The following is a 25702-nucleotide window of genomic DNA, read 5'->3' on the forward strand; positions in this document are numbered from 1 at the left end:
ATGTCGCGGACACGCTCACGGCGCTCGACCCGGCGACGACGCTCATCATCGTCGCCTCGAAAACGTTCACGACCATCGAGACGATGACCAATGCCGCGACGGCGCGCGCCTGGATCGTCCGGCATCTGGGCGAAGAGGCCGTGGGCGCCCATTTCGCCGCCGTCTCCACCGCCCTCGACAAGGTCGCCGCCTTCGGCATCGCGGCGGACCGCACCTTCGGTTTCTGGGACTGGGTCGGCGGACGCTATTCCGTCTGGTCGGCGATCGGGTTGCCGGTGATGCTCGCCGTCGGGCCCGACGACTTCGGCGCCTTTCTCGATGGCGCGCATGCGATGGACCGGCACTTCGCGACGGCGGAGGCGGAGGCCAACCTGCCGATGCTGCTCGGCCTCGCCGGCATATGGCATCGCAATGCCTGCGGCTTCCCGGCCCGCGCGGTCCTTCCCTACGACCAGCGGCTGGCGCGTCTTCCCGCCTACCTTCAGCAGCTCGACATGGAATCGAACGGCAAGCGTGTGACACTTTCCGGAGATCCGGTGAGCGAGGCAACGGGGCCGCTCGTCTGGGGCGAACCCGGCACCAACGGCCAGCACGCCTTCTACCAGCTCCTGCACCAGGGCACCGACGTGATCCCTTGCGAGTTCATTCTCGCCGCGAAGGGCCACGAGCCGGACCTTGCCCATCATCACGCCCTGCTGGCCGCGAACTGCCTGGCCCAGTCGGAAGCCCTGATGAACGGCCGCACGAGCGCCGAGGCCGAAGCGATATTGCGCAAGGAAGGCCACAACGAGGACGATGTCGCCCGGCTTGCGCCGCACAAGGTGTTTCCGGGCAACCGTCCGTCGATCACCATCCTGCACGAACGGCTGACGCCCTTCGCGCTCGGCCGTCTCGTCGCGCTCTATGAACACCGGGTGTTCGTGGAAGGTGCGATCTGGAACATCAACTCCTTCGACCAGTGGGGCGTGGAACTGGGAAAGGTCCTTGCCGGCGAATTGCTGCCGATGGTCGACGGCCGTGCACCCGCCAAGGGACGCGACGCATCGACGCTCGGCCTGCTGCGCCGGCTCCGCGTCTAACAAGGCATTTCCGTCTTCGGAAAATTCGTCAAAAGGAACGCCCGCCCAATGATCTGCGTCACAGCTTCGCCTCAGCGAGCCGCTAGACTGGGTGGTGTTTTAGTGCTCAGATAGGTTGCAACGGGGAAACGGTTCGCCGTGTCTCTGCGGCAGTGCCTACCGGGAGGCGACATTCGCCGGAACCATGTGGACATGTGAGGAGTTATAGAATGGTCAGGATTGTTCTTGTGGGCGCAGCTGCGCTTCTTCTGGCGGCATGCCAGTCCGACAGCCAGCGCGACCGCGCACTTGTCGGCGGCGGCCTTGGCGCCGCAACGGGTGCCGTGATCGGTGCGGCCGCAACCGGCGATGTCGGCGGTGCTCTCGTCGGTGGCGTCATCGGCGGTGTCGGCGGGGCCATGGTCGGTTCGGCCACCACGCCGAAGAACTGCATCGCGCGGGATCGCTACGGCCGCCGCTATCGGGTCGTTTGCCCGTAAAAAGGCGCCAATCGCCTGCCCGAAAGGACATGCCTGACCGCCGCAACGCAAGCTCCGGCTGACCGTTGCGGCGGCGCACGCGTTTCAACGTGAACGCGTCACCACGGCAAACCAATCGGAGGTGAGTTTATGCAGAAGATCCTCATAGTATCGGCGGCGACCCTGTTTGTTGCCGCCTGCCAGTCCGACAGCCAGTCCGACCGGGCGCTCGTCGGCGGCGGCCTTGGCGCGGCCACCGGCGCGGCAGTCGGCCCCGCCGCGACCGGCGATGTGGGCGGTGCCCTGGTCGGCGCCGCTGTCGGCGGTGTCGGCGGTGCGGCAGTGGGCGCTGCCACCACACCCAAAAACTGCGTGGCGCGCGACCGCTACGGCCGGCGCTATCGCGTCGTCTGCCCGTAACCGGTCAGTCACCATCAGTGCCAGACAAAACCGGCCGGCAAGGGATCCCTTGCCGGCCGTTTTGGTGATCGCCTGAAGGCAGCCGCTGATCAGGCGGCGGCGGCAACGCCGCGCGCCAGCGCCTCGCGCGGGGCGACATAGTCATAGCCGAGCGCCTCGGCCACCGCCTGGCAGGTCACCTGCCCGGCGTGAACGTTGAGCCCGTTCATCAGGTGCGGGTTCTCGGCCAGCGCCTTCGCATAACCGTTGTTGGCCAGCGCCAGCGTGAAGGGCAGCGTCGCGTTGTTGAGAGCGTAGGTCGAGGTGCGCGGCACCGCTCCGGGCATGTTGGCAACGCAATAGTGCACGACATTGTCGACCACATAGGTCGGCTCGGCATGGGTCGTGGCATGCGAGGTCTCGAAACAGCCGCCCTGGTCGATGGCGACATCGACAAGCACCGAGCCCGGCTTCATGCGGCGCACGTGATCGGCGGTGACGAGCTTGGGGGCCGCCGCGCCGGCGACCAGCACCGCACCGACGACGAGGTCCGCTTCCAGCACATACTGCTCGATGGCGGCACGGGTCGAATAGACCGTGCGCAGGGCCGCGCCGAAGCGCGCCGACAGGCTGCCCAGCGCGTCGATCGAGCGGTCGAGAACGGTGACATCCGCGCCAAGGCCGAGCGCCATGGTGATGGCATGGGCCCCGACGACGCCGCCGCCGATCACCACGACCTTGGCAGGGGCAACACCCGGCACGCCGCCGAGCAGCACACCGGCACCGCCATGGGCACGCTCGAGCGCGCTCGCGCCGGCCTGAACGGACAGACGCCCCGCGACCTGCGACATCGGCGCCAGCAGCGGCAACCCGCCGCGCGCGTCGGTCACGGTCTCGTAGGCGATGCAGGTCGCGCCGGACTTGACCAGATCAGCCGTCTGGGCCGCATCGGGCGCCAGATGCAGATAGGTGAAGAGCAGATGGTCGGGCCGCAACATGGCCCGCTCGCCCGCCTGCGGCTCCTTGACCTTGACGATCATGGTCGCCGTGGCGAACACCTCGGCCGCGCTTGCAAGGATGCTGGCGCCGGCCGCCTCGTATTCGGCGTCGTCCGCACCGATGCCGCCACCGGCCTGGGTCTCGACGAAAAGCTCATGGCCGTTGGCCACCAGCTCGCGGACACTGTCAGGGGTCAGGCCGACCCGGTACTCGTGGTTCTTGATCTCTTTCGGCACACCAATGCGCATCTCAAGCCTCCTCCGGACACGGGCCGGGCGCCTGCCGGCCTTTGTCATAAAAGATACATCAAAGCGCTTCGAATTTGCTTGCGTACTTGACCCGGATAGCGGTTTTCATGCAATTTTGCAGCGTGAAACCCGGTAAAAGTAAAACAATCTGCGGAGCACCTTGTGAACTTCGACCGTATTGACCGGCGCATCCTGACCCTGCTCCAGAATGACGGCCGCATGGCGAACGCCGATCTCGCCGAGGCCGTCGGCCTGTCGCCGTCCGCCTGCCTGCGCCGGGTGCGCGCGCTCGAGGACGCCGGCGTCATCGAGAAATACGTTGCCCTGCTCGACCAGTCTCAGATCGGCCGGCGCATGGACATCTTCGTCGAGATCTCGCTGAACTCGCAGGCCAACGAGGTGCTGACCCGCTTCGAAAAGGCGGTCGCCCAGTCGCCGGAAATCATGGAATGCTACCTGATGGCGGGCGATGCCGATTATCTGCTGCGCATCGCCGCCGCCGATCCGACCGACTTCGAGCGCATCCACCGCGACCATCTCGCCCGCCTGCCGGGCGTCTCACGCATGCGGTCGTCCTTCGCGATCCGCACCGTGGCACGGAGCACCGCCTTCCCCCTGCCCGAGGCCGGACACTGACGAACCTGCCCGAAACATCATTCCTGTCTGATTTGACGAGGAGATCACGGGGCAGCCCGCTGGAACCCTGTCTGATTTGCTGATATCATAATTTCGGTGATCAGAAAAAAGCGCAGTCTCGACTTCGGCGGTCCAGCCATGACGGAAGACAGGTTTTCCGCGACCGGACGCGGCTTCACTCTGATGCTCGTCGACGACGATCCGGACGATCTGTGGATATTCGGGCATCTCCTCCGGCGCGCCTGCCCCAGGCCGGACCGGTTCGCACTGGTCAAGGCGATGGACGGCGTGCAGGCGCTCGCGCGCATCGAGGCTGCCGTCGCCGCCAAGGCCCCCCTCCCCGATCTCATCCTGCTGGACATGAACATGCCCGGTCTTTCCGGTCTCGACGTCTTGAGGATGATGCGGGCAAGCGCCGCGCTGGCCGGCACGCCGATCCTGATCCTGTCGACGGCGGACGACCGGGACGCGGCCGACGAGGCCCTGCGGCACGGGGCGGACGCGGTGATCACCAAGCCCGATTCCATGCAAAGCATCGCGGAACTCGCCAGCACCATCTTCAGGACCTGGCTTGGCACCCCTCCGCCCCTGCAGCGCGATCCGCAGCGGGCCAGCGCCTGAGGGTCGGGACCACGAAACATCAAACCGTTCTTGATCCCTCGCCCCATCCGTCCGACAACGAAGACGAGCCGCGAGGGAGGGATTTGATGGCATACGAGATTTCACGGCTGAGCGAGACCCGCAGCGACCTTGCCGAAGGGCCCACCTGGGACGACCGGACCGGGTGCCTCTACTGGTGCGACATTCTCGGCAAGCGGTTGCACGCGCTCGACTGGTCCAGCCGCCAGGAGCGGCACTGGGACCTTCCCGACGTCATCGGCTCCTTCGGCCTGACGGACGACCCGGGCCGTCTTGTCGTCGCCATTCGCGACCGCGTCGCGATTCTCACCCTGGAGGACGGCACACTGGACGTGCTTGCCGAGATCGAGACCGGCGATCCGCGCACGCGGCTCAACGACGGCCGGGTCGGCCCCGACGGCGCGTTTTACGTGGGAACGATGGACGACCGGCCCGAACGGCAGCCGATCGGCGCACTCTACCGGGTGCGGGCCGACGGAAGCTGCGAGACGCTGGTGGAAGGGGTCACCGTTTCCAACGGCCTCGCCTGGTCGCCGGACGGGCGAACCATGTATCATGCCGACAGCCGTCCCGGCATCATCGAGGCCTGGGACTTCGACCCGGCCACCGGCGCGATGTCGGGGCGCCGCCTCTTTGCGAAACTCGCCGACGAGGACGGGCGGCCCGACGGGGGAACCGTCGACGCGGATGGCCGCTACTGGTCGGCCGGTGTCTCGGCCGGGCTTCTCAACTGCTTCTCGCCGGACGGAACGCTGGTGGAGGTCATCGCCATGCCCGTTCCGCGTCCGACCATGCCGTGTTTCTGCGGACCGGACCTGGATGCGCTGGTGGTGACGAGCCTGCGGCCGCTTGCCGACGCGGCGCTGCTGGAGGCCCATCCGGACTCAGGCCGGCTGTTCATGTTGCGGCCCGGCGTTCGCGGCCTGAAGGCCGAGCGTTTCAGTCTTCAGGGCCCGGCGTAGCGTCCGGGCCGGCGCCGGCCAGACCTCCCTCGGCCAGACCGTCCTCGACCAGACCTGCGGGCAGCACTTCGCGCGCGGCCTCCGGCGCCCCGCGCCCCCAGGTGGGGCGCAGGGAATGGTCGACGGCGACGCGCTCGTCAAACACGAAGCATTCGCCCTGCCAGAGGCTTTCGTCCTCCGGCACCTTCTCCAGGTAGTTGAGGATGCCGCCTTCCAGGTGGAAGACCTCCCCGAACCCTTCCGACAGGAGCAGCGCACTCGCCTTCTCGCATCGGATGCCGCCGGTGCAGAACATCGCGACCTTGCGCCTGTCGCCATCCGCCCGGGCCTGGCGCACCCAGTCGGGGAAGCTCCGGAAGGTCCGGGTATCGGGCGAGATCGCGCCCTCGAAACTGCCGAACGCGATCTCGTAGTCGTTGCGCGTGTCCAGCACCACCACGTCGGGATCGCTGATCAGGGCGTTCCACTCCTCCGGCGCCACATAGGTGCCGACAGCCTTGCGCGGATCGATGCCCGCAACGCCCAGACTGACGATCTCCTTCTTCAGCCGCACCTTCAGCCGGCCGAAGGGCATGCGCTCGGCAAAGGAGGCCTTTTCCACCAAGGCGGAAAGCCGGGGATCGGCCCGCAGATGGGCCAGCACCCGCTCCACCCCCGCTTGCGGTCCCGCGATGGTGCCGTTGACCCCCTCGCTGGCGAGCAGGATCGACCCGCGAATTCCCGCCTCCTGCGCCACGCGCAGAAGCGGCTCGCGCATCGCCGCGAAATCATCGAGCGGGGCGAAGTGATAGAAGGCGGAAATCCGGAAATCTGTCATGGTCGGCGCGGCCCGGGCTGTCATTTGCCACCGCTTCTACACGCCCTCTCCCTACCAGGGAAGGCGTTCGCCCGTATATGACAGGAAGCTGCCCGTATCGCCGCCGTCGACCCCGTCGATCACCGTAAGCAACCGGCCGGCCGCCTCGTCCGGCGTCCGGATCGCGAGACCGCTGCGGGCAAACGGCCGGGAAAGGGCCGTTTCGACCGTGCCGGGATGCAGCGCCAGCAGCACATGTTCCGGCCGGCTGCGCGCCAGTTCGATCGAGGCCGTGCGGACGATCTGGTTCAGCGCCGCCTTGGCCGCCCGGTAGCTGATCCAGCCGCCCAGCGCGTTTTCCCCGATGCTGCCGACCCTGGCGGACAAGGTTGCGAAGACGCTCTTGCCCTGGCGCGGAAAGAGCGGCGCGAAATGCCTGATCAGCAGGGCCGGGCCGATGGCATTGATGCGAAAGGAGCGTGCCATCTGGTTCGCATCGATCCGCGCAAGCGCCTTTTCGGGAACCATCGCCCCGTCCGACAGGATCCCCGTCGCATCGACAACCAGCCGCAATTCGCCGAGCCCGGCGACATGGGCCGCGGCGTCCGCGATGCTTGCCTCGTCCTCAAGATCGATCCGCGGCACGCCCCTCCGGCTGCAGCCGACAACATGCGCGAACCGGCCGCTGCCCTCCAGACGGGACAGGAAAGCCGATCCAAGCCCGCCGCTCGCGCCGATGACGACGGCAACGCCGCCGGAGGGGAAACTGTTCAGTGCATTGCTCATGCCGGAGTTACGCGGCTGGGCGCGGCGCGGTTCACCCGGGGGCGAGCGGCCGCCCGGCCCGCCACAGGGGTTAATGCGTCGTTAACCGCAGGCGATGCCGGTCAGCCAGCCGGTTGGCAAGCGGGTATCGGGCATGCGACAGTCTGGCGCCCGCAGCGGGCAAGACCGGACAGCAACACGGCTTTCAACCAAGGATCCCGCGAGATGGCACGACGCTTCTTCGTCCTCGACGTCTTCACCAACCAGGCGCTCGCGGGCAACCCGCTGGCCGTCGTCCTGGACGCGGAAGGCCTGTCGGACACGCGCATGCAGTCGATCGCGCGGGAATTCAACCTGTCGGAGACCGTCTTCGTGCTGCCCCCGGAAAACCCGGCGCATTCGGCGAAGCTTCGGATTTTCACCCCGGCCAGGGAACTGTCCTTCGCCGGCCACCCGACGGTCGGGACGGCGATCCTGCTCGCCAGGGAGCGGTTCGGCGACAGCGATGCCGACCAGAACGCCATGGTCGTGCTCGAGGAGGCGATCGGCAATATGCGCTGCGGCGTGGTGCTGAAGAACGGCGCCGCCGGCTTTGCCGAGTTCGACGTGCCGCGCCTGCCGCGCCCCGCCGACCCGCTCGGCGACAAGGACCTGATCGCCGCCGCCCTTGGCCTCGAACCCAACGAGATCGGCTTCGAGAACCATCGCCCCTGCGCTTTCGAGGCGGGCGTTCCCTTCGCCTTCGTGCCGGTGGCCAATCTCGCCGCGCTTGCCCGGGTGTCCCCCTATCAGGCCCATTGGGACGACGCCTTCGGACGCGGCGGCCAGATGGGCGCCTATGTCTATTGCCGCCAGACGAATTCCCATGACAGCACCTTCGCCGCGCGCATGTTCGCCCCGCATATGGGCATCGGCGAGGACCCGGCGACGGGATCGGCCGCCGCCGCCTTCGCCGGCGTGGTGCGCCACTACGACAAGATCACCGACGGCACCCACTACCTGCGCATCGAGCAGGGCTTCGACATGGGCCGCCCCTCGATGATCGACCTGGAGGTCGATGTGGAGACCGGTCAGCTCAAGGCCGTGCGCATCGGCGGACAGGCGGTGGTTGTCTCGAGTGGTGAGTTGTATCTTTAGGGGGGCGGCGGGTCTTGAAAAATTCCGCGGCCAAACTGCGCCCGGTTTCCCGCGACACGGCGGCAAGGGAAGGTGGCGGAGATGGGAAGGGGGCTGGCGGACTTTGGGTCGTTCTGGGCAAGCTACCTTTCACGCCCTAAGGTAAAGCAAGGCTAGGCAGCGCCGTTTCTGCCATACCTTCATCACCGCTTCCCGCTTAGGTGAAAAACGCCAGTTGATCCAAGGTTAGCAGGGCTTGCAGTGCGCGTGTCTGGGTGTAGCTGTCGCTTTCGGCCGCGCCATGACCAACCGCATGCCGTGAGCCCGCAGTGCCGCCGCCTTGTACCGGATCGAAATTGGCAAAGGTATACTCCGCGAGATAGCGTCCAAAGGCCGCTGGAAACATCAGCGTGTCGGGGTGTCCGTGTTTTTTTTCGGCCGAGCGCACGGCAAACGCCAGCAGCTTTTTCTGCTTTGCCCTTGTCCCGTACAACTTGCGGTGCGCATCGTTGAGAATGCCTTCGATCTCGGTCAACACGATTTTAAGTACAGGGATCGGGTCATCGGCGAGATATCTCTGGAGCGCAGAGCGGAGCAGACGTTCCTTGCCCGCGAAATGCGGTTTGGCCATCCAGCGGGCGAACATCTTCTCCAACCGCTTAGTGTCGAATTTTGCGACGAGCTCGGCTTCGACTTCGGCAAGGTCAAAATCGCTCTCGCAGTGCAAGGAAAGCTGTTCGAACTCTGTCCCTATAATCTCGGCAAAAGGAAACCAGCCAGCTTGCACTAGGTGACCGAAGACGGCGGCGTTGGCGATGGCATCGTACATCTTCCTGTAGCGCAATCGACGGTACAAAGTGCCGAGATCCCGCTCCATGGCGACTATGGAAAATTTTCGTTCGGGATTGAAGTCGAAGAATAGTGCGAACCGCCAGCCCTCACGGAACAGGCACACAACACGGTCCGCTTTCCCAATCTGCACCATTGGGAATGACATGCCTGTTACATCGGCAATGTCACGCTCGAACACTAGCGTTCCGGCCTCTATCGAGCGCTTTGCAACGATGTTTATGGACACGGCGGCTGCGTCGAGCCAGAGCTCGCCACTATTGTCAGGCCGAATAACCAGCAGCGTCGTGTCTGCGCACGCCAAGTTGACGGAGTTGCTGGCTTCGCGAGCACGAAACTCAATATGGTCCGCGAGCGATCTCGCGATACGGTGAAAGATTGCCTCATCGGAGGTCAGTGAGAGCCTTGTCCAAACACTGACAGACGAACCTTTTTGGGCGGCCTCGGCAGCAACAGCGTCGAGTTGCAACCCCGAAAGTAGAATGGGCTCGCCTAGATTGTTCACAAAAATTCCCGCCCCAGGCATTGAATATGGGCGCGGTGTCTCTTTGCTCATGCCTCAATATTCCTAAGCAAATCGAGCACGCGAAAGCCCAACGAAAGAGCTTCTTCGGCAACCTCTCGCGGCACATTCTGCCCATGCACGGCAGCATTGCAAACATCAACAGTGTAAATGAAGGCCTTCTCCAAGTTGTTCTCGTGCGGATATCGTTCGATAAACATATTCCACATCGAGCGCAGACTGAGTAGGCGCGGTCGATCGGCCGTGGGCGAGTGCTTGCGGAACGGCAACTCCTTGTCAAGAACGCGACGCAGTTCCATTTCAAGCTCGCGGCGCAGACGCATCAGCGCGAAATCCACGCTGCCGCCAGCGCTATCGACGTAAGCAGCGATGGCGGTGGCCTGATCTTGCGCGGTATGGCCGTCTGGCGCTATGTCCTGCTCCAGCGTGGCGAGCTGTTCTTCCGCCGCGCGTCCTTGTGCGAGTGAGGGGACGGTGACAAGGACATTGTGGTTGACGCTCTGGGAGACGTTGGTGATCAGCGAATTCTGAAGAGCGATCAGGCTGCGTGTCTCCTCTTTGAAGTCCTTCACTTCGGATTTCAGTTCATTGATTTTGGCTGAATATTTGAAAAATGTGCCGATCTCCAGTGTCTGCGCGAAAGGCAACAGCAAAAAAAAGGCAAAGAGGAGAACGTAGACGAAAACGCCATCGTCAAGAATATGCTTGGGCGGCAAGCCTGCTACCATATGTAACATTACAAAAAAATAGGCCGACCCGAGCCAGCATATGCAGAAAAAAACAATTCTCATAGAGACCTCCAATGGAGGTAGAGTATGAATAGGTTCAAGGCGCGTTCCAAGAAGATAGTTTCTCTGCCATGGAAGCCCGGACCAGTTTTTCAGAACATCCCCAAATTTGAGCGCTCTGTATCGCTCCATGTGAAGAACCGAACAAAAGGTGAGTTTGGGTGGAGATCCTACCACGCTGAATCATCGAGATCGGTTCGATTCCGCCACGACCGCTCGGGGGGCCAATCGACCTGCCCCTTGACCTCTTCCGGGCTGCATCGGCCGTCACTCGCGGCACGCTCCGTGCGAACCGCACATCCCCCTCCCCCCAACTTCAGCCGCGCATCCCCCTACGACACCAACCGCGCGGCGGGGTGCACCGAGGCCCGGGATCCGGCCCCTGATCCCGTCCCGGCCGGTGCGACGGGCCGCATGCGGCCGCGCTCCTTGTCGAGGATGCGGGCACTGTCGAGCGCCGCGATGGGCGTCGTCAGGTCGTCCGGAATGTCGCCGCTGAGCTGCAGGGCCAGATAGCGGCCGCAGCACACCCGCAGGAACGAGGCGAAATTGCCAAGGTCGTGGCCGGCCTCGATGGACTCGTTGTGCAGCCGGGTGATGAGCTGCACAAGGTTCATGCCGTCACGCTCGGCGATCTCCTCCAGCACGCTCCAGAAGAAGGTCTCGAGCCGGACGCTGGTCACCATCCGATCAATCCGGAGCGACCGCGTCGAGCTTTCCCAAAGTCCCGGTTCGGCCTCGATAAAGAGCTTGCACATGGCGCTGTTCCTCCCCTTTTGGCCCCGGCTTCCCGCACGGTTGTCTGGTCCGACCTGCTTGCCGGCAGGCCTGCTGCCAGTCTCCCGCCGGCAGCGCCGACAGGGCCGCCCTGCCCCGGTTTCCCGCGACAGGGTGGCCCTGCTTCATGTCAAAATCAACCGGCCCGAAGGGCCGATGACCAGGCTGTCGATCAGGCGGCAAGCGCCGTCATGAACTGCGACAGCCAGGCCGGATGCGCGGGCCATGCGGGAGCGGTGACCAGATTGCCGTCCGTCACGGCGCCATCGATGGCGATGTCGGCATAGGTGCCGCCGGCCAGCTCCACCTCGGGCCGGCAGGCCGGATAGGCGGAAACCGTGCGCCCCTCGATGACGCGGGCGGCGGCCAGAAGCTGCGCCCCGTGGCAGATCGCGGCAACCGGCTTGCCGGCATCGAAGAAGTGGCGAACGGCGGCGATCACGTCCTTGTCGAGGCGCAGGTATTCCGGCGCACGGCCGCCGGGGATCACCAGCGCGTCATAGTCGGCGACGTCGACCTGGGCGAAGGTGGCGTTGAGCGTGAAATTGTGTCCCCGCTTCTCGCTGTAGGTCTGGTCGCCCTCGAAATCGTGGATCGAGGTGGCGACGCTCTCGCCCGCCTTCTTGCCCGGGCACACCGCGTGCACCTCGTGACCGACCGCCAGAAGCGTCTGGAACGGCACCATTGTCTCGTAATCCTCGGTGAAGTCACCGGTGATCATCAGGATCTTCTTCTTCGCGCTCATCATGTCCTCCCGAAGCAGCTTGGAAACGCCGGGAGGCTAGCAACAGATGCAAGCCTGCTGGTATTAGGCCGATACTACAAGTCGGGCCGGCCTTCCGGAGCCGGAAACGCGGGCCGAAAAGGACACAGGCCACGGTGTCCCGTGGCCTGTGTGATTGGCCTGTGTGACCGGTCTGTGTGACTGGCCTGTGTGACTGGCCTGCATGACTGGCCGCACCAGGGCGCCGGCGCTATTCGGTCGCCGGCGGATTGGCCGGGTCGACCGTGCGCGGCTGCGTTGCCTGCATCTCCTGCTGGGCGCGGATCGCCTCTTCCTCCTGCCGCATCTGCAGCAGGGTCACGTAGTCGGGCGCCTCCTCCAGCTGCTCGGAGGTGACAGCCACCACAAGACGCTGCTCGTCGGGCGTGTCGCTCATGTGCTGGACCGCATCGTAGGGCACGGCGACGCGCTTGGCGCCCAGTCCGAGAAAGCCGCCGGCATCGATGACGACCGAGACGACCTTGCCGTCAGGCCCGATCTCGAGCGCGGCGACCTCGCCGAGAGCCTCGCCGTCAGGGGCCGTGACTTCCTGGCCGATGAGGCCGCTCGTCAGCCAGTGACCCTCCTTCTGCGCCGGCAGGAAGGTCAGGTCGCCCGCCGCCGTCGTTGCCGGAGCCTCTGCGGCTCCCCGCGCGGGCGCTTCGTCAGCGGGCATGGCGGCACCGGGCGTGCTTTCCTGCACAAGAGGATCCTCGCCCTTCGGCTCCGTGGCCGTCTGCGCCCATGCGGGGCCCATCGACAGGACTGCGAGCGTGGCGGTGGTGGCAAGAAGCTTGCTGATCATGACCAACTCCCTTGCTGTATCCCGTCACCCGGGACGGCGGGGGCTCGTCCCGTGCGGGATGCAACCTTGGATATAGGAAGCGATCGTGATCTTTTTCCGGCTTTTTGCGTTTTCGAAATCAAAACAAAAACAATAATTTAAATTATTTGACGGCACATCACATACACGCAAATCGTGTCCAATGAATGACCTTCCCGCTTACTTTGCAGACCCGTAGAGCCACTTGGCGCCAGCAATGTCTCCCATCTGAAGACCTTGGAAATTTTCACTATATTTGAAATGCATGATCGATTGCCCGCGAATGTGGTGATCCAGCCCGATCGCATGCCCGATCTCATGCGCGAACGTGTATTTGAGATCGTAGCTCCCAAGGTCTCCGTCAAAGCCGATCTTCCACATATGCGCCGGGTTGAGACACACGGCCGCCTCCGTGATCCGCGAGACGCGCGGCGCGGCGGCGGTGTCCTGCACGCCGGGCCTCGCGGGCCCGGACTTCCCGAGTTCCCGCGTTTCGCCGGAGACGATGAGCGGCAGGCGGGGAGCCTCTCCGGCATGCCGCACATTGGTGAAAGCGTATCCGCGTGGCACCAACTGGCTGCCGATGACGATATCGGCGGTTTCGACCGAAGCCACTTCCTCGAACGAGAGCCCGCTCACCTCTTCCCAGAGCCGGAAGGCAGCGGCGGCCTCGCCGCGAACCTGCGCCAGCTCCACCCCGGCCGCCGCGGCAAGACCGTCGAGAGCGTCCATCGCCCGGCAGTTTCGCGCAGTCGGGTTGAGGACCTTCCCCCGGGCAAACGCATAGGTCACCCGCGCCGGCGCACCGAGTTGCGGCGCGCCCCATTTCACCACCTGGCCATCGAGCGTGAGCGGGTTGAACGTCCTCGCGCCAGCCGCCCCGGCCGGCACAATCGAAACGGTCGCCAGACCGGTGGCCAGACTGGTGACCAGACCGGCCAGGACCGAAAGAGACACAAGTTTCACCACGATGAGATTCGCCCGCTCGTCAGGAGGTCTGGTGGCACGTGCCCGAAAACCCGCCTGTTTCCGGAAGCCTGTTGCCGTTGCGATCCACAGGTTTGCCGGGATGCGGCCCTGTTGTTCGAGACTGTTGCCACCTGCAGCACAGACCTGAAGAGTGGTACACCATGGTTAACAAAGTCTGACCAAGGCTCTCCTATATTGGCAAAAGTCAGTATTCGGGAAAACCCCGATCAAGAGAATGTGACGCCCGCCGCGAGCTGCAAGTCAACCGCGCCCCGCCGCAAGATTAAAGCAACCGCCTGAATTTCAAGAGCGAACCGGAAAGCATTGGCTGATCCGGCGACAGTGGAAACCCGGGGGACAAGCACCGCCCCGGCAGGCAATGCGAGGACGCCGGCGGGGGCAGCGCCGTTCGGGAGGCAGCGCCGTTCCGGGAGACACGGTTCGTGAGGTGATGCCGGTCGCCAGGCCCCTCCCCAGCCGGCGATTTCCCCTTGACCGTGGTTCCGGCCGATGCGATAACCGAAATCGAACCGTACCGTACGGTACTTACATACATAAACGCCCTCCTTCACGCACGCCATCCGCTCGCAAGGGCGATGATGCGCCCTGCAAACGCGCCCGCCGCGGCCGATCGAAACCGAGACATTCCGCATGGCTCCCGTCCCAGACAGCGACTTCACGCCGCGCCAGAACGAGGTCCTCGCCTCGGCGCTGCGGCTCGTCGTCGATGGCGGAGAGAAGGCGCTGGCCACGGCCGCCGTGGCGCGCGCTGCCAACTGCTCCAAGGAAAGCCTCTACCGCTGGTTCGGCGACCGCGACGGGTTGCTCGCCGCCATCGTCGCGCACCAGGCGTCCAAGGTCCGCGTGTCCAACGAAAGCGCCGGGGCACTGGGCGCAGCCGAGTTCCGGGCAAGGCTCGTCACCTTCGCCGAGGACCTCCTGAGCGTGCTGGCCGGCGACACCTCGCTGGCGCTCAACCGGCTCGCCATCAGCCAGGCGAGCCGCGAGGGCGCCCCGCTCGGCCGGTTGCTGCTGGAGCGCGGGCGCGAGCGCATCTCGACCCGCGCCCGGGTTCTGCTGGAGGCCGGACGCGGACAGGGTCACGTCACCTTCGACGATCCGACGGAGGCCTATCGCACTCTTTACGGGCTGATCGTGCGCGATGCCCATGGCCGCTGGCTGCTCGGCCAGCCTCCGAGCGGCACCGATGCCGATTTCGCGGGACAGGCGGCGCGCGCCATCGACCAGTTCCTCACACTTCACCCGCCGACAGCCACGCAAGACAGCGCGGCCACGCGGGACTGAGCCCCGGCCGGCGGGGGACAAACCGCTGGTCAACCAAAACGCCACAACGGGAGACACCAAGATGCGCGTTTATTACGATCGCGATGCCGATCTCAACCTGATCAAGTCGAAGAAGGTCGCCGTCATCGGCTATGGCAGCCAGGGCCGCGCCCATGCGCTGAACCTCAAGGACAGCGGCGTCAAGGACATCGTCGTGGCGCTGCGCCCCGGCTCCACCACCGCCAAGAAGGTCGAGGCCGACGGCCTCAAGGTGATGAGCGTCGCCGAGGCGGCCGGCTGGGCCGACCTGATGATGATGGCCACCCCGGACGAGCTCCAGGCCGACATCTACAAGGACCACATCGCCGACAACATCCGTGACGGCGCGGCGATCGCCTTCGCCCACGGCCTCAACGTCCATTTCGGCCTGATCGAGGCGAAGTCCACCGTCGACGTGCTGATGATCGCGCCGAAGGGCCCGGGCCACACCGTGCGCGGCGAATACGAGAAGGGTGGCGGCGTGCCGTGCCTCGTCGCCGTCCACCAGGACGCTTCCGGCAACGCGCTCGACCTCGGCCTTGCCTATGCATCGGGCGTCGGCGGCGGCCGTTCGGGCATCATCGAGACCACCTTCAAGGAAGAGTGCGAGACCGACCTGTTCGGCGAGCAGGCTGTTCTTTGCGGCGGTCTGGTCGAGCTGATCCGTGCCGGTTTCGAGACGCTGGTGGAAGCCGGCTACGCTCCGGAAATGGCCTATTTCGAGTGCCTGCACGAAGTGAAGCTGATCGTCGACCTCATCTATGAGGGCGGCATCGCCAACATGAACTACTCGATCTCCAACACCGCCGAGTGGGGCGAGTACATGTCCGGCCCGCGCCTTGTCACGTCCGAGACCAAGGCCGAGATGAAGCGCATTTTGACAGACATCCAGACCGGCAAGTTCACCTCCGAGTGGATGCAGGAATGCAAGGGCGGCCAGGCCCGCTTCAAGGCCACCCGCCGCCTCAACGACGCCCACCAGATCGAGGAAGTCGGCGAGAAGCTGCGCGGCATGATGCCGTGGATCAAGAAGGGCGCGCTGGTCGACAAGGAGCGCAACTGAGCCAAAGCCGACAGCGCCCTTCAGGATCCACGCATCAAGTCTTGCGCATGCCTGCGGCATGACGCAGGGGGATCAAGAAGGGCGCGATGGTCGACTTGGGAAGCGCAACTGAGCCGAACCGGAAAGCGCCCTTCAGGATCCACGCATCAAGTCTTGCGCATGCCTGCTGCATGACGCGGGGGATCAAGAAGGGCGCGCTGGTCGACTTGGGAAGCGCAACTGAGCCAAAGCCGACAGCGCAACCGGGCCTCGATGGCCAGGTTCGCGCCCTCGGTATCGACACGGAAACGGCCCGCCCCTCGCGGGCCGTTTTCATTTGGCGTCGACGGCGCTATCAGAGGCGCAAGACCCTTTTCTCCCGCCATAGGAGCACGGCCCATGACAAAATCCGACACGCCCGAAATCGTGCTCGTCGTCGCCGTCGGCGAGAACGACGTGATCGGCTCGGATGGCGACATGCCGTGGAAACTGTCGACCGACCTGAAGCGCTTCAAGCGCCTGACCCTCGGGTGTCCGCTGGTGATGGGCCGAAAGACGTTCCAGTCGATCGGCCGGCCGCTTCCCGGCCGCGAGAACATCGTCATCAGCCGCGATTTCGGCTGGGCGCAAGGCATTGACGGCATCACGCAGGCCGGCTCGCTCGATGATGCGCTCGAACGGGCCCGCGCCAGTGCCCGCGAGACCGACGCCGAGGCGATCATGGTCGTCGGCGGTGGCCAGATCTACGAAGCCGCCCTTCCCCGCGCCGACCGGCTGGAAGTCACCCGTGTTCACGCAGAACCTGCCGGCGACACGCATTTTCCGGTCATCGATCCGGCGATCTGGGAGGAGGTTGCCCGCCAGACACCGGAGCGCGGGCCGAAGGACAGCGCCGACGTGACCTTCCTCACCTATCGCCGCCGCGAGCCCTCCGCGTCGCGTTGACACATCTTCGCGTCGCCTCGGGCCTTTCGCCCGTCCCTTCAATTTCCTAGGATCGCCTCCGACACCGGCCGGGACGTGTGCGAGACATGCGAGAATTCCCGGCCCGCAATTCGGAGGAACTCCCATGGACGTACGCGCCGCCGTCGCCTTCAAGGCCGGCCAGCCCCTTTCCGTCGAGACGGTACAGCTCGACGGCCCGCGCGCCTTCGAGGTGCTTGTCGAGATCAAGGCAACCGGCGTGTGCCACACCGACGCCTTCACCCTGTCCGGCGACGATCCCGAAGGCATCTTCCCGGCCATCCTCGGCCATGAGGGTGCCGGTGTGGTCGTCGAGGTCGGCAAGGGCGTCACCTCGCTGAAGCCGGGCGACCACGTCATTCCGCTCTACACGCCGGAATGCCGCGAGTGCGACTACTGCCTCAACCCGAAGACCAATCTCTGCCAGAAGATCCGCTCGACGCAGGGAGCCGGCCTGATGCCGGACGGCACCTCGCGCTTTTCCGTCGGCGGCGAGAAGGTGTTCCACTACATGGGCACATCCACCTTCGCCAACTACACGGTGCTGCCCGAGATCGCGCTGGCCAAGGTGCGCCAGGACGCCCCCTTCGACAAGATCTGCTACATCGGCTGCGGTGTCACGACCGGCATCGGCGCGGTGGTCAACACGGCCAAGGTGGAACCGGGCTCCAACGTCGTCGTCTTCGGTCTTGGCGGCATCGGCCTCAACGTCATCCAGGGCGCCCGCCTCGTCGGTGCCAACATGATCGTCGGCGTCGACATCAATGACGACAAGAAGGAAATCGCCGAGCGCTACGGCATGACCCATTTCGTCAACCCGAAGGAGGTCGAGGGCGATCTCGTGCCCTATCTCGTCGACCTGACGAAGGGCGGCGCCGACTATTCCTTCGAATGCATCGGCAACACCACGACCATGCGCCAGGCGCTGGAATGCGCCCACAAGGGCTGGGGCGAATCCATCATCATCGGCGTTGCCGGCGCGGGACAGGAAATCTCCACCCGGCCCTTCCAGCTCGTGACGGGGCGCTCCTGGCGCGGATCCGCCTTCGGCGGCGCGCGCGGGCGCACGGACGTGCCGAAGATCGTCGACTGGTACATGGACGGCAAGATCGAGATCGACAGCATGATCACGCACACGATGCCGCTCGACGAGATCAACACGGCCTTCGACCTGATGCATGACGGCAAGTCGATCCGCTCGGTCGTGACGTTCTGACGAAACGTCCGGACGGAAACAGGCCCCGGCCGGATCACCCCGACAACCGGACAACAAGGGAGAGCGGACGATGACGGAAACCGGATCGATGTGGTCGGAAGCCCGTGACGGCGACAGCATCGGCGGCCGCATCCGCCGGGCGCGCGAGGCGGCGAACTTCTCCGGCGCGCAGCTGGCGCGGCGCCTTGGCGTCAAGACGGCGACGGTCACCGCCTGGGAAGGGGGACGCTCGGAACCGCGCGCCAACCGGCTGACCATGCTGGCCGGTTTTCTGGGTGTCAGCCCGACATGGCTGCTCTACGGCCTTGGCGAGGCCCCTGTCGAAAGTCCGCTTGCCAGCGAACTGGCGGTGGTCGCCTCGACGCTGAAGTTGCTGCGCGAGAACCATGAACGCACCGGCGAGGCGCTCGACCGCATCGAGGCGCAGATCGCGCAGATCGCGCGCATTGCGGGCGCGGGCAAGGAGGACGCGTCCGCGTGACGATCGCAACGACCGCCGCGCCGGCCGAAGAACACCGGCTCACGGCACTGTGGGCGGACTTGGGCGACCTGTCGCCGGCCCGCCTGCACGCCGTCTTCCGCTTGCGCGTCGACGTCTTCGTCGTCGAGCAGGCCTGCGCCTATGCCGAGATCGACGGGCTTGACCCCATCGCCCGCCACCTGCTCGTCGAGGACGCGGACACCGGCCAGCTCGCCGCCTATCTGCGGCTCCTGCCGCCGGAAGCGGGCGGCAGCACAAGGCTCGGGCGTATCGTCATCGCACCGGCGCGGCGCGGCATCGGCCTTGGCGGATACCTGGTGCGCGAAGGCCTCGCGGAGGCGGAGCGCGCCTGCCCCGGCCGCGATGTGGAGCTGTCCGCGCAGGCGCATCTGCTGAAATTCTACCGCTCGCATGGCTTCGAGGCCGTCTCGGAAACCTATCTCGAGGACGGCATTCCCCATATAGACATGAGAAAGACCGCCGGCATCCTTGCAGCAGGACGCGGCACGACCGGGACGATCCATCCATGACACTCGACCTTGTTTCCTCGGCCCGCTCCTTCGGCGGCGAGCAGCGCGTCTATCGCCATGCCTCGTCCGCCACGAGCACGGACATGGAATTCGCCGCCTTCCTGCCTGCCGAGGCGCTGCGCGGCGAGGCCTGCCCGACCCTCGTCTGGCTCTCCGGCCTCACCTGCACCTGGGAGAACGCCACGACGAAGGCCGGCTACCAGCGGCTTGCCGCCGAGTTCGGGATGATCGTCCTTGCCCCCGACACGAGCCCGCGCGGCGCGGAGGCGGCCAATGACGAGGCCTATGATCTCGGACAGGGCGCCGGCTTCTACATCGACGCGAGCGAGGCCCCCTGGGCCCCGCATTTCCGCATGGAAAGCTATGTCGCGGACGAGTTGATGCGGGTTGCCGCCGCCGAGCTTCCGGTGTGGGAGGAGGCCGTCGGCATTGCCGGCCATTCCATGGGCGGTCATGGCGCGCTGACCCTGGCGATGAAGCATCCCGGTCTCTTCCGTTCGGTCTCGGCCTTTGCCCCGATCGTCAATCCCGCCGCCTGCCCCTGGGGCGAGAAAGCCTTCACCGCCTATCTGGGTAGCGACCGGAAGGCATGGACGGAGCACGATGCCTGTCACCTGGCGGCGAGCCTTGGCTGGGAGAGGGACATCCTCATCGACCAGGGCGGGGCCGACGGTTTCCTCGAGGAGCAGCTGCGCCCCTGGGTTTTCGACACCGCCTGCCGCCGTGCCGGGATCGACCTCACCTTGCGCATGCAGGGCGGCTACGACCATTCCTACCACTTCATCGCCAGCTTTCTGGCCGATCATTTCGCCTGGCACGCCGAACGGCTGACCGGTTGACGAGAGCAGCACCGCCTGTTGCAGGGGCAGCGCCAGGGCGGCTTTTCGCCGGCTTGCGGCAGCCGCGCCCCCGCGGCCGGGCACCTGCTTGCCTCTCCGCATAAACCATCTGCACCGCAATCCGCCATGATTACACGCGGAATGGCGGAAACCTGCCGTCCACGCATTGACATGGCGGACCGGGATATCCAAGTCCGAGTGAGGTGCGCGCGCCGGCTTTCGTTGAAAGCAACGGGCAATCTCCCTATAACCCGACAAGGCCTTGATGGCGTGTCGACAAACAACCGGAAACGGCCCCCGGGCCGGCGTTCCAAAACGAAGGATGTGTGATGCCTTGGAGCAACCAGAACGGTGGCGGCGGCTGGAAGGGCGGCGGCAACGGCGGACCCTGGGGCGGTTCCGGCGGTGGCGGCGGCGGGCCGTGGGGTAGCGGACCGCAGCGCGGCGGCGGCGGTGGTGGCAATCCCCCCGATCTGGAAGAGCTTCTGAAGCGCAGCCAGAACACGCTCAAGACGGTTCTGCCGGGCGGCGGCAATCTCGGTTTCAAGGGCATCCTGCTGGCGCTGATCATCGCTGCCGGTATCTGGCTGGCGACCGGTTTCTACCGGGTCGAGCCGGACGAAGTGGGCGTGGAGCTGGTCTTCGGCGAGGTCACCAACCAGACCTCCCCGGGCCTGAACTACAACTGGCCCTATCCGGTCGGCGCGGTCTACACACCGGAAGTCCTGCGCATCCGCGAATTGACCGTGGGTCTTCGTGAATCCGTCAACAGCGGCCGTGTCAACACGCAGGACGTGGTCGAGGAAAGCCTGATGCTGACCGGCGACGAGAACATCGTCGACGTCGACTTCAAGGTGCAGTGGCGCATCCGCAACACGCCCGAAGGCGTCTCCAACTACCTCTTCGAGATCCAGAACCCGGCCGGGACGGTGAAGGCCGTGGCCGAAAGCTCGATGCGCGAAGTCGTGGGCCAGAGCAACATCGATTCGATTCTCGGCGAGAACCGGACGCCCATCCAGCAGGCCGTGCTCGAGCTGATGCAGACGGCGCTCGACAGCTACAATGCGGGCATCGAGGTCACCGAAGTGCAGATGCAGAAGGTCGATCCTCCCCAGCAGGTGATCGAGTCCTTCCGCGACGTGCAGGCCGCCCGCGCCGACCAGGAGCGGATCCAGAACGAGGCGCAGGCCTATGCCAACCGCGTCGTCCCCGAAGCCCGAGGCGAAGCGGCGCGGATCAGCGAAGCGGCCAATGCCTATCGCGAGCAGGCCGTCGCCGAGGCGAACGGTCAGGCGCAGCGCTTCATCAAGATCCTGGATGAATATGCCAAGGCCCCCGACGTGACGCGCGAGCGCCTCTATCTCGAAACCCTCGAGCAGGTGCTTGGCAAGAACTCCAAGATCATCATCGACGAGAGCGCCGGCGGATCGGGTGTCGTCCCCTACCTGCCGCTCGACCAGCTCAACCGTAACCAGGGCGCCGCCCGCAGCGGAGGCAACCAGTGATGAAGAACGGTCTTTTCGGACTTGGCGGCATACTCGTCGCCGTTCTGGCGCTCGTCGCCTATCTTTCCATCTACATCATCAACCCGACGCAGCAGGCCCTCGTCCTGCAGTTCGGCGAGGTGAAGAGCAGCGTCCAGGAGCCGGGCCTCAAGTTCAAGGTGCCCTTCGTCCAGAACGTGATGTATTTCGACAAGCGCGTGCTCGACCTCAACATGCCGCCGATCGAGGCCATCGCCTCTGACAAGAAGCGGCTGATCGTCGACGCCTTCGCCCGGTATCGCATCACCAACCCGGTGCTGTTCTTCCAGACGGTGAACAACATCAACGAGGCCAACCAGCGCCTGTCGACCTTCCTTCAGTCGAGCCTGCGGTCCGAGCTGGCCCGGGCGACATTCGTCCAGGTGGTGCGCGACCAGCGTGCCGAACTGATGGAAAGCATCCGCAACGACGTGGCCAGCCGCGCCGCCCCCATCGGCATCGAGGTTGTCGACGTCAAGATCCGCCGTGCGGACCTGCCGCAGACCAACTCGGAGGCGATCTTCCGCCGCATGCAGACGGAGCGCCAGCGCGAGGCGACCGAGATCCGCGCCCAGGGCGCCGAGCAGGCGCAGCGCATCCGCTCGCGTGCCGAGCGCGACTCGACCGTGATCGTCGCCGAGGCCAACCGCGACGCGGAAATCATTCGCGGTGACGGCGACGCCGAGCGGAACCGGATCTTCGCCGAGGCCTTCGGCCGCGACCCGGAGTTCTTCTCCTTCTACCGGTCGATGCAGGCCTATACGAGCGGGCTGGAATCCGGCGAGACCTCCATGGTGCTGTCGCCGAACTCGGAGTTCTTCCGCTACTTCCGCGACCCGCGCGGCACCGAACTGTCGCCGACCCGCGCGCCGGCCAGCATCGCCCCGGCCGCACAGGCCCCCGCTGCACAGGCGCCTGAGGCTCAGGCACCCGATGCTCAGGCACCTGTCGCGCAGTGAACGACCTCTGGGTCGCCCTCGGGCTCGTGCTCGCGCTTGAGGGCACGCTCTATGCGCTGGCACCCGGAGCTGCCAAGAACTTTGTCCGGCAGATCCTCGATCTGCCGGACAATGTACTGAGAACCGGCGGCCTGGCCGCCCTGGCCATCGGCGTCGCCATCGTCTGGCTCGTGCGCGGCTAGGGCATCCGCCCGCGCCAAAGCAGTATCGGCAATCGTCCCGGCGACATTGCGCCGGACGCGGGCTGCAATCCGGGGAGACGATCCCCGCTCAACTGGAGGACAACGGCCAATGGCCCTGTTGAACATCGCTCCGCTTGCGACATCCCGGTCGCGCAAGACGCGCCCTGCTATCGGACAACGCCTCGCCAGCGCCGTGCTGGCCCCCGTCCTGGCCCTTGTCCTGGCCGGCGGCCTTCTTGCAACGGAGCAGCGAAGCGCCCGCGCGCAAGCGCCCGACTCCATCCCCGATCTTGCCGAAACGCTGCTTGCCGCGGTGGTGAACATCTCCACCGCGCAGAACGTGACGGCGCAGCGCTCCGTGCCGCTGCCCCAGGTTCCCGAGGGCTCTCCCTTCCAGGAGTTCTTCGACGAGTTCTTCAACCGCCAGCAGCGCGACGAGAACCGTCCCCGCCGCGTGCAGTCGCTTGGTTCGGGCTTCGTCGTCGACGGCACCGAAGGCATCATCATCACCAACAATCACGTGATCGAGGGTGCCGACGAGATCACCGCCAATTTCAACGACGGCAGCAAGCTGGCGGCGGAAGTGATCGGCCGCGACCCGAAGACCGATCTCGCCGTTCTCAAGGTGACGCCGGAAAAGCCGCTCAAGGCCGTGCCTTTCGGCGATTCGGAAAACCTGCGCGTCGGCGAATGGGTGATGGCGATCGGCAATCCGTTCGGCCTTGGCGGAACGGTGACCACCGGCATCGTCTCGGCCAGGAACCGCGACATCAATTCCGGTCCCTATGACAACTACATCCAGACGGATGCCTCCATCAACCGCGGCAATTCCGGCGGCCCGCTGTTCAACCGCAACGGCGAGGTGATCGGCATCAACACGGCGATCATCTCGCCGTCCGGCGGCTCGATCGGCATCGGCTTCGCGATTCCCTCCGAGATCGCCGTGCGCGTCATCGCGCAGTTGCGCGAATTCGGCGAGACGCGTCGCGGCTGGCTCGGCGTGCGGATCCAGGAAGTCACAGACGAGATCGCCGAAAGCCTCGGCATGGACAAGGCCGAAGGCGCCCTGATCGCCGGCATCACCGAGGGTGGTCCGGCCGAGGACGCGGGATTCGAGGCCGGAGACGTCGTCGTCGAGTTCAACGGGGCCCGTGTCCCCTCGATGCGCGACCTGCCGCGCATGGTCGCGGATACGCCGGTTGGCGAGGAAGTCGACGTCACCGTGCTCCGCAAGGGCGAGGAGGTCACCCTCAAGGTGACGCTTGGCCGGCTCGAGGAGGCCGATACGGCCGCCGCCGAGACCACCGGCAAGCAGTCGGATGACGATGCCAAGGACGAGAACCCCGTCGTGCTCGGCATGACGCTTTCTCCCATCACCGACGAGCTGCGTGCCCAGTACACGATCGCCGATGACGTGAAGGGCGTGATCGTGACGGCCGTCGCCGACGGCAGCAGCGCCGCCGAGAAGCGGATCGTGGCAGGTGACGTGATCGTCGAGGTCGCGCAGGAAAGCGTCTCGGCGCCCGCCGACGTCGCCGCCCGCGTCAAGGCACTGAAGGACGAGGACCGCCGGCTGGCGCTGTTCCTCATGTCCAACGCGCAGGGCGAGGTCCGCTTCATTCCGCTCTCCATCGAGGAATGAGGCGTCACCTTCCTGCTGCCTGAAACACAAAGGCCGCGACACTGTCGCGGCCTTTTTTGCGGCTGGCGGTCGGCGATGCCTCAGGCGCCGGAAATCTCGTGCGCCGCGTAGCCCTGGAAGTAGAGCAGCGCCGAGAGATCGCCATGATCGACCCTCGCATCGGCGACGGCCGCCACGGACGGCTTGGCGTGATAGGCAACGCCGAGGCCGGCAAGCTCGATCATCGCAAGGTCGTTGGCCCCGTCGCCAACCGCGATCGCCGCGCCCTCGTCAAGGCCGTGCTCGGCGAGCAATCCGGCAAGCCGCTCGCGCTTGGCGGCACGGCCGAGGATGGGCTCGCCGACCTTCCCCGTCAGCCTGCCTTCGGAAATCTCCAGCGTGTTCGCCCGGTGTTCGTCGAAACCGAGCGTCGCGGCGATGTGACCGGTGAAGGCGGTGAAACCACCCGAGACCAGCGCGCAATAGGCGCCATGCGCCTTCATGGTGGCAAGCAGGGCGGTCGCTCCCGGCGTCAGGGTGATGCGCCCGGCAAGCACGTCGTCGATCACCGCCGCGTCGAGCCCGGCAAGCATCGCCGCTCGCTCGCGCAGTGCCGAATCGAATTCCAGTTCGCCGCGCATCGCCCGCTCGGTGATCGCCGCGACAATCGCCTTCTTGCCGACCGCATCGGCGAGTTCGTCGATGCATTCCTGACCGATCATGGTGGAATCCATGTCGGCGATCAGCAGCCGCTTGCGTCGGCCCTCGCGCTTCTGCACAAGGAGGTCGACCGGGGCAGCCCCCGTCGCCGCGCGCAATTCCGCGTCATGCTCCGCGGCCTGAGACGGGTCGCCTTCGAAAACGAGGTCGACGGCGATGCCGGGGGAAAGCTCCCTCGCCTCCGCGCCGGCCGGCAGGGCGGCAAGTGCCCGTGCGACGAGGTCCGCGTCGATCACCGGACGCAAGGGATTGGCGACAAGGGTAGCGACGAGCGACATCGTGAAAGCGCCTTGAAAGGAAAGAGGACGTGACGAAACCGGTGACGTTGATAGCCGGCCCGACGGCAAGCGGCAAGTCGGCGCTCGCCCTGCGCCTGGCCGAACGCGACAACGCGTGGATCGTCAATGCGGACAGCATGCAGGTCTATGCCGACCTCGACGTGCTGACGGCCCGGCCGGCGACCGCCGATCTCGCACGGGCCCGTCACCTGCTCTACGGGCATGTCGATGCGGGCGAGGCGTATTCGGTCGCCCGCTGGCTGGATGACGTGGCGCGCATTCTGGACGCGGCGCGGGCCTCCGAACAGCCGCTCGTCATCGTCGGCGGGACAGGGCTCTATTTCCGCGCGCTGCTGGGCGGCCTGTCGAAAGTGCCGCCGATCCCGGAGGAGGTCCGCACGCGCATCCGCGCCGAAGCCGCAACGGCCGCAGAAGG

28 protein-coding genes and 1 pseudogene are annotated in these 25702 nt (G+C 65.6%); 19 read left to right on the forward strand and 10 right to left on the reverse strand.

The window, feature by feature from the left end:
* The 3 genes from pgi to ACN0T5_RS17285 all read left to right on the forward strand — a co-directional run.
* Positions 1–1079 (forward strand): glucose-6-phosphate isomerase (gene pgi / locus ACN0T5_RS17275; protein WP_417769861.1); only part of this gene is annotated, 1079 nt, incomplete at its 5' end.
* A gap of 209 nt (positions 1080–1288) precedes the next feature.
* Positions 1289–1558 (forward strand): glycine zipper domain-containing protein, encoded by a 270-nt coding sequence (locus tag ACN0T5_RS17280; RefSeq protein WP_306029760.1) that lies wholly within the window; start codon positions 1289–1291, stop codon positions 1556–1558.
* 129 nt (positions 1559–1687) lie between these two features.
* Positions 1688–1957: a glycine zipper domain-containing protein gene (locus ACN0T5_RS17285; protein WP_417769862.1), complete on the forward strand. Its 270-nt coding sequence runs from the start codon at positions 1688–1690 to the stop codon at positions 1955–1957.
* Between the two features lie 89 nt (positions 1958–2046).
* Here the strand turns inward: ACN0T5_RS17285 and ald are convergent, their stop codons facing one another.
* Positions 2047–3183: an alanine dehydrogenase gene (ald, locus tag ACN0T5_RS17290; protein ID WP_417769863.1), complete on the reverse strand. Its 1137-nt coding sequence runs from the start codon at positions 3181–3183 to the stop codon at positions 2047–2049.
* 162 nt (positions 3184–3345) lie between these two features.
* On the opposite strand from ald, the gene ACN0T5_RS17295 reads away from it, so the two are divergent.
* The 3 genes from ACN0T5_RS17295 to ACN0T5_RS17305 all read left to right on the forward strand — a co-directional run bounded on the left by ACN0T5_RS17295 (position 3346) and on the right by ACN0T5_RS17305 (position 5420).
* Entirely contained in the window at positions 3346–3819 is a 474-nt protein-coding gene (locus tag ACN0T5_RS17295; protein WP_417769864.1) for an Lrp/AsnC family transcriptional regulator, read from the forward strand.
* A gap of 138 nt (positions 3820–3957) precedes the next feature.
* Entirely contained in the window at positions 3958–4440 is a 483-nt protein-coding gene (locus ACN0T5_RS17300; RefSeq protein WP_417769865.1) for a response regulator, read from the forward strand.
* Between the two features lie 86 nt (positions 4441–4526).
* A complete protein-coding gene (locus ACN0T5_RS17305; protein WP_417769866.1) occupies positions 4527–5420 on the forward strand; it encodes an SMP-30/gluconolactonase/LRE family protein in 894 nt (297 codons plus the stop codon).
* On the opposite strand, the gene ACN0T5_RS17310 is transcribed toward ACN0T5_RS17305, so the two are convergent.
* Positions 5398–6261, reverse strand: a complete 864-nt coding sequence (locus ACN0T5_RS17310) for a rhodanese-related sulfurtransferase (protein WP_417769867.1) — start codon at positions 6259–6261, stop codon at positions 5398–5400. The two genes, ACN0T5_RS17305 and ACN0T5_RS17310, sit on opposite strands and share 23 nt — an antisense overlap.
* A 27-nt stretch (positions 6262–6288) precedes the next feature.
* Complete coding sequence (locus ACN0T5_RS17315; protein WP_417769868.1) at positions 6289–7002, reverse strand: SDR family NAD(P)-dependent oxidoreductase; 714 nt, start codon at positions 7000–7002, stop codon at positions 6289–6291.
* 204 nt (positions 7003–7206) lie between these two features.
* Between ACN0T5_RS17315 and ACN0T5_RS17320 the strand changes: the two genes are divergently transcribed.
* Complete coding sequence (locus tag ACN0T5_RS17320; RefSeq protein WP_417769869.1) at positions 7207–8118, forward strand: PhzF family phenazine biosynthesis protein; 912 nt, start codon at positions 7207–7209, stop codon at positions 8116–8118.
* Positions 8119–8314: 196 nt separating this feature from the next.
* Here ACN0T5_RS17320 and ACN0T5_RS17325 read toward each other — a convergent pair whose 3' ends face one another.
* From ACN0T5_RS17325 to ACN0T5_RS17350, 6 genes and pseudogenes are all read right to left on the reverse strand, one after another.
* A complete protein-coding gene (locus tag ACN0T5_RS17325) occupies positions 8315–9502 on the reverse strand; it encodes a hypothetical protein (protein WP_417769870.1) in 1188 nt (395 codons plus the stop codon).
* On the reverse strand, positions 9499–10260 hold the full coding sequence (locus ACN0T5_RS17330; protein WP_417769871.1) for a hypothetical protein: 762 nt from the start codon (positions 10258–10260) through the stop codon (positions 9499–9501). Before ACN0T5_RS17330 ends, ACN0T5_RS17325 begins: the two co-directional genes overlap by 4 nt.
* 413 nt (positions 10261–10673) lie before the next feature.
* Positions 10674–11015: pseudogene (locus ACN0T5_RS17335) on the reverse strand (ribbon-helix-helix domain-containing protein); the annotation flags it as partial.
* Between the two features lie 191 nt (positions 11016–11206).
* The gene (locus tag ACN0T5_RS17340; RefSeq protein WP_417769872.1) at positions 11207–11779 is read right to left on the reverse strand and encodes a DJ-1/PfpI family protein; all 573 of its coding nucleotides are present in this window, start codon (positions 11777–11779) and stop codon (positions 11207–11209) included.
* Positions 11780–12008: 229 nt separating this feature from the next.
* Positions 12009–12602, reverse strand: coding sequence for a PRC-barrel domain-containing protein (locus tag ACN0T5_RS17345; RefSeq protein ID WP_417769873.1), 594 nt, complete (start codon positions 12600–12602; stop codon positions 12009–12011).
* A gap of 198 nt (positions 12603–12800) precedes the next feature.
* On the reverse strand, positions 12801–13589 hold the full coding sequence (locus ACN0T5_RS17350) for a matrixin family metalloprotease (protein ID WP_417769874.1): 789 nt from the start codon (positions 13587–13589) through the stop codon (positions 12801–12803).
* Between the two features lie 651 nt (positions 13590–14240).
* On the opposite strand from ACN0T5_RS17350, the gene ACN0T5_RS17355 reads away from it, so the two are divergent.
* From ACN0T5_RS17355 to ACN0T5_RS17405, 11 genes are all read left to right on the forward strand, one after another.
* Positions 14241–14894: a TetR/AcrR family transcriptional regulator C-terminal domain-containing protein gene (locus ACN0T5_RS17355; RefSeq protein ID WP_417769875.1), complete on the forward strand. Its 654-nt coding sequence runs from the start codon at positions 14241–14243 to the stop codon at positions 14892–14894.
* Between the two features lie 61 nt (positions 14895–14955).
* Positions 14956–15975 carry a ketol-acid reductoisomerase gene (ilvC, locus tag ACN0T5_RS17360; protein ID WP_306031351.1) on the forward strand — a complete coding sequence of 340 codons (1020 nt, stop codon included), beginning with the start codon at positions 14956–14958 and terminating at the stop codon, positions 15973–15975.
* 378 nt (positions 15976–16353) lie between these two features.
* Complete coding sequence (locus tag ACN0T5_RS17365) at positions 16354–16899, forward strand: dihydrofolate reductase (RefSeq protein WP_417769876.1); 546 nt, start codon at positions 16354–16356, stop codon at positions 16897–16899.
* Between the two features lie 124 nt (positions 16900–17023).
* Positions 17024–18133: an S-(hydroxymethyl)glutathione dehydrogenase/class III alcohol dehydrogenase gene (locus tag ACN0T5_RS17370; RefSeq protein ID WP_417769877.1), complete on the forward strand. Its 1110-nt coding sequence runs from the start codon at positions 17024–17026 to the stop codon at positions 18131–18133.
* A 70-nt stretch (positions 18134–18203) separates the two neighbouring features.
* Entirely contained in the window at positions 18204–18614 is a 411-nt protein-coding gene (locus ACN0T5_RS17375; RefSeq protein WP_417769878.1) for a helix-turn-helix domain-containing protein, read from the forward strand.
* A complete protein-coding gene (locus ACN0T5_RS17380; RefSeq protein WP_417769879.1) occupies positions 18611–19144 on the forward strand; it encodes a GNAT family N-acetyltransferase in 534 nt (177 codons plus the stop codon). The genes ACN0T5_RS17375 and ACN0T5_RS17380 overlap by 4 nt, the downstream gene beginning before the upstream one ends.
* Complete coding sequence (gene fghA / locus ACN0T5_RS17385) at positions 19141–19983, forward strand: S-formylglutathione hydrolase (protein WP_417769880.1); 843 nt, start codon at positions 19141–19143, stop codon at positions 19981–19983. The genes ACN0T5_RS17380 and fghA overlap by 4 nt, the downstream gene beginning before the upstream one ends.
* Before the next feature lie 329 nt (positions 19984–20312).
* Positions 20313–21488, forward strand: a complete 1176-nt coding sequence (gene hflK / locus ACN0T5_RS17390) for an FtsH protease activity modulator HflK (protein WP_417769881.1) — start codon at positions 20313–20315, stop codon at positions 21486–21488.
* Positions 21488–22465: a protease modulator HflC gene (hflC, locus tag ACN0T5_RS17395; protein ID WP_417769882.1), complete on the forward strand. Its 978-nt coding sequence runs from the start codon at positions 21488–21490 to the stop codon at positions 22463–22465. Before hflK ends, hflC begins: the two co-directional genes overlap by 1 nt.
* Positions 22462–22647 carry a DUF2065 domain-containing protein gene (locus ACN0T5_RS17400; protein ID WP_417769883.1) on the forward strand — a complete coding sequence of 62 codons (186 nt, stop codon included), beginning with the start codon at positions 22462–22464 and terminating at the stop codon, positions 22645–22647. Before hflC ends, ACN0T5_RS17400 begins: the two co-directional genes overlap by 4 nt.
* Positions 22648–22756: 109 nt before the next feature.
* Entirely contained in the window at positions 22757–24289 is a 1533-nt protein-coding gene (locus ACN0T5_RS17405; RefSeq protein ID WP_417769884.1) for a DegQ family serine endoprotease, read from the forward strand.
* An 80-nt stretch (positions 24290–24369) separates the two neighbouring features.
* On the opposite strand, the gene serB is transcribed toward ACN0T5_RS17405, so the two are convergent.
* Positions 24370–25266: a phosphoserine phosphatase SerB gene (gene serB / locus ACN0T5_RS17410; protein WP_417769885.1), complete on the reverse strand. Its 897-nt coding sequence runs from the start codon at positions 25264–25266 to the stop codon at positions 24370–24372.
* A gap of 29 nt (positions 25267–25295) precedes the next feature.
* On the opposite strand from serB, the gene ACN0T5_RS17415 reads away from it, so the two are divergent.
* A partial coding sequence (locus ACN0T5_RS17415) for a tRNA (adenosine(37)-N6)-dimethylallyltransferase (RefSeq protein WP_417769886.1) occupies positions 25296–25702 on the forward strand: 407 nt, incomplete at its 3' end.

It is taken from the genome of Stappia sp., from assembly GCF_048261845.1.
Taxonomy (GTDB): domain Bacteria; phylum Pseudomonadota; class Alphaproteobacteria; order Rhizobiales; family Stappiaceae; genus Stappia.

Coding starts and splice junctions, on each gene's coding strand:
- ACN0T5_RS17340 (WP_417769872.1), bottom strand. CDS start 11,779: ATGAGCGCGAAGAAGAAGATCCTGATGATCACCGGTGACTTCACCGAG.
- ACN0T5_RS17320 (WP_417769869.1), top strand. CDS start 7,207: ATGGCACGACGCTTCTTCGTCCTCGACGTCTTCACCAACCAGGCGCTC.
- ACN0T5_RS17345 (WP_417769873.1), bottom strand. CDS start 12,602: ATGATCAGCAAGCTTCTTGCCACCACCGCCACGCTCGCAGTCCTGTCG.
- ACN0T5_RS17370 (WP_417769877.1), top strand. CDS start 17,024: ATGGACGTACGCGCCGCCGTCGCCTTCAAGGCCGGCCAGCCCCTTTCC.
- ACN0T5_RS17305 (WP_417769866.1), top strand. CDS start 4,527: ATGGCATACGAGATTTCACGGCTGAGCGAGACCCGCAGCGACCTTGCC.
- ACN0T5_RS17355 (WP_417769875.1), top strand. CDS start 14,241: ATGGCTCCCGTCCCAGACAGCGACTTCACGCCGCGCCAGAACGAGGTC.
- ilvC (WP_306031351.1), top strand. CDS start 14,956: ATGCGCGTTTATTACGATCGCGATGCCGATCTCAACCTGATCAAGTCG.
- hflK (WP_417769881.1), top strand. CDS start 20,313: ATGCCTTGGAGCAACCAGAACGGTGGCGGCGGCTGGAAGGGCGGCGGC.
- hflC (WP_417769882.1), top strand. CDS start 21,488: ATGAAGAACGGTCTTTTCGGACTTGGCGGCATACTCGTCGCCGTTCTG.
- ACN0T5_RS17300 (WP_417769865.1), top strand. CDS start 3,958: ATGACGGAAGACAGGTTTTCCGCGACCGGACGCGGCTTCACTCTGATG.
- ACN0T5_RS17280 (WP_306029760.1), top strand. CDS start 1,289: ATGGTCAGGATTGTTCTTGTGGGCGCAGCTGCGCTTCTTCTGGCGGCA.
- ACN0T5_RS17310 (WP_417769867.1), bottom strand. CDS start 6,261: ATGACAGCCCGGGCCGCGCCGACCATGACAGATTTCCGGATTTCCGCC.
- ACN0T5_RS17315 (WP_417769868.1), bottom strand. CDS start 7,002: ATGAGCAATGCACTGAACAGTTTCCCCTCCGGCGGCGTTGCCGTCGTC.
- ACN0T5_RS17365 (WP_417769876.1), top strand. CDS start 16,354: ATGACAAAATCCGACACGCCCGAAATCGTGCTCGTCGTCGCCGTCGGC.
- ald (WP_417769863.1), bottom strand. CDS start 3,183: ATGCGCATTGGTGTGCCGAAAGAGATCAAGAACCACGAGTACCGGGTC.
- fghA (WP_417769880.1), top strand. CDS start 19,141: ATGACACTCGACCTTGTTTCCTCGGCCCGCTCCTTCGGCGGCGAGCAG.
- serB (WP_417769885.1), bottom strand. CDS start 25,266: ATGTCGCTCGTCGCTACCCTTGTCGCCAATCCCTTGCGTCCGGTGATC.
- ACN0T5_RS17405 (WP_417769884.1), top strand. CDS start 22,757: ATGGCCCTGTTGAACATCGCTCCGCTTGCGACATCCCGGTCGCGCAAG.
- ACN0T5_RS17285 (WP_417769862.1), top strand. CDS start 1,688: ATGCAGAAGATCCTCATAGTATCGGCGGCGACCCTGTTTGTTGCCGCC.
- ACN0T5_RS17325 (WP_417769870.1), bottom strand. CDS start 9,502: ATGAGCAAAGAGACACCGCGCCCATATTCAATGCCTGGGGCGGGAATT.
- ACN0T5_RS17375 (WP_417769878.1), top strand. CDS start 18,204: ATGACGGAAACCGGATCGATGTGGTCGGAAGCCCGTGACGGCGACAGC.
- ACN0T5_RS17330 (WP_417769871.1), bottom strand. CDS start 10,260: ATGAGAATTGTTTTTTTCTGCATATGCTGGCTCGGGTCGGCCTATTTT.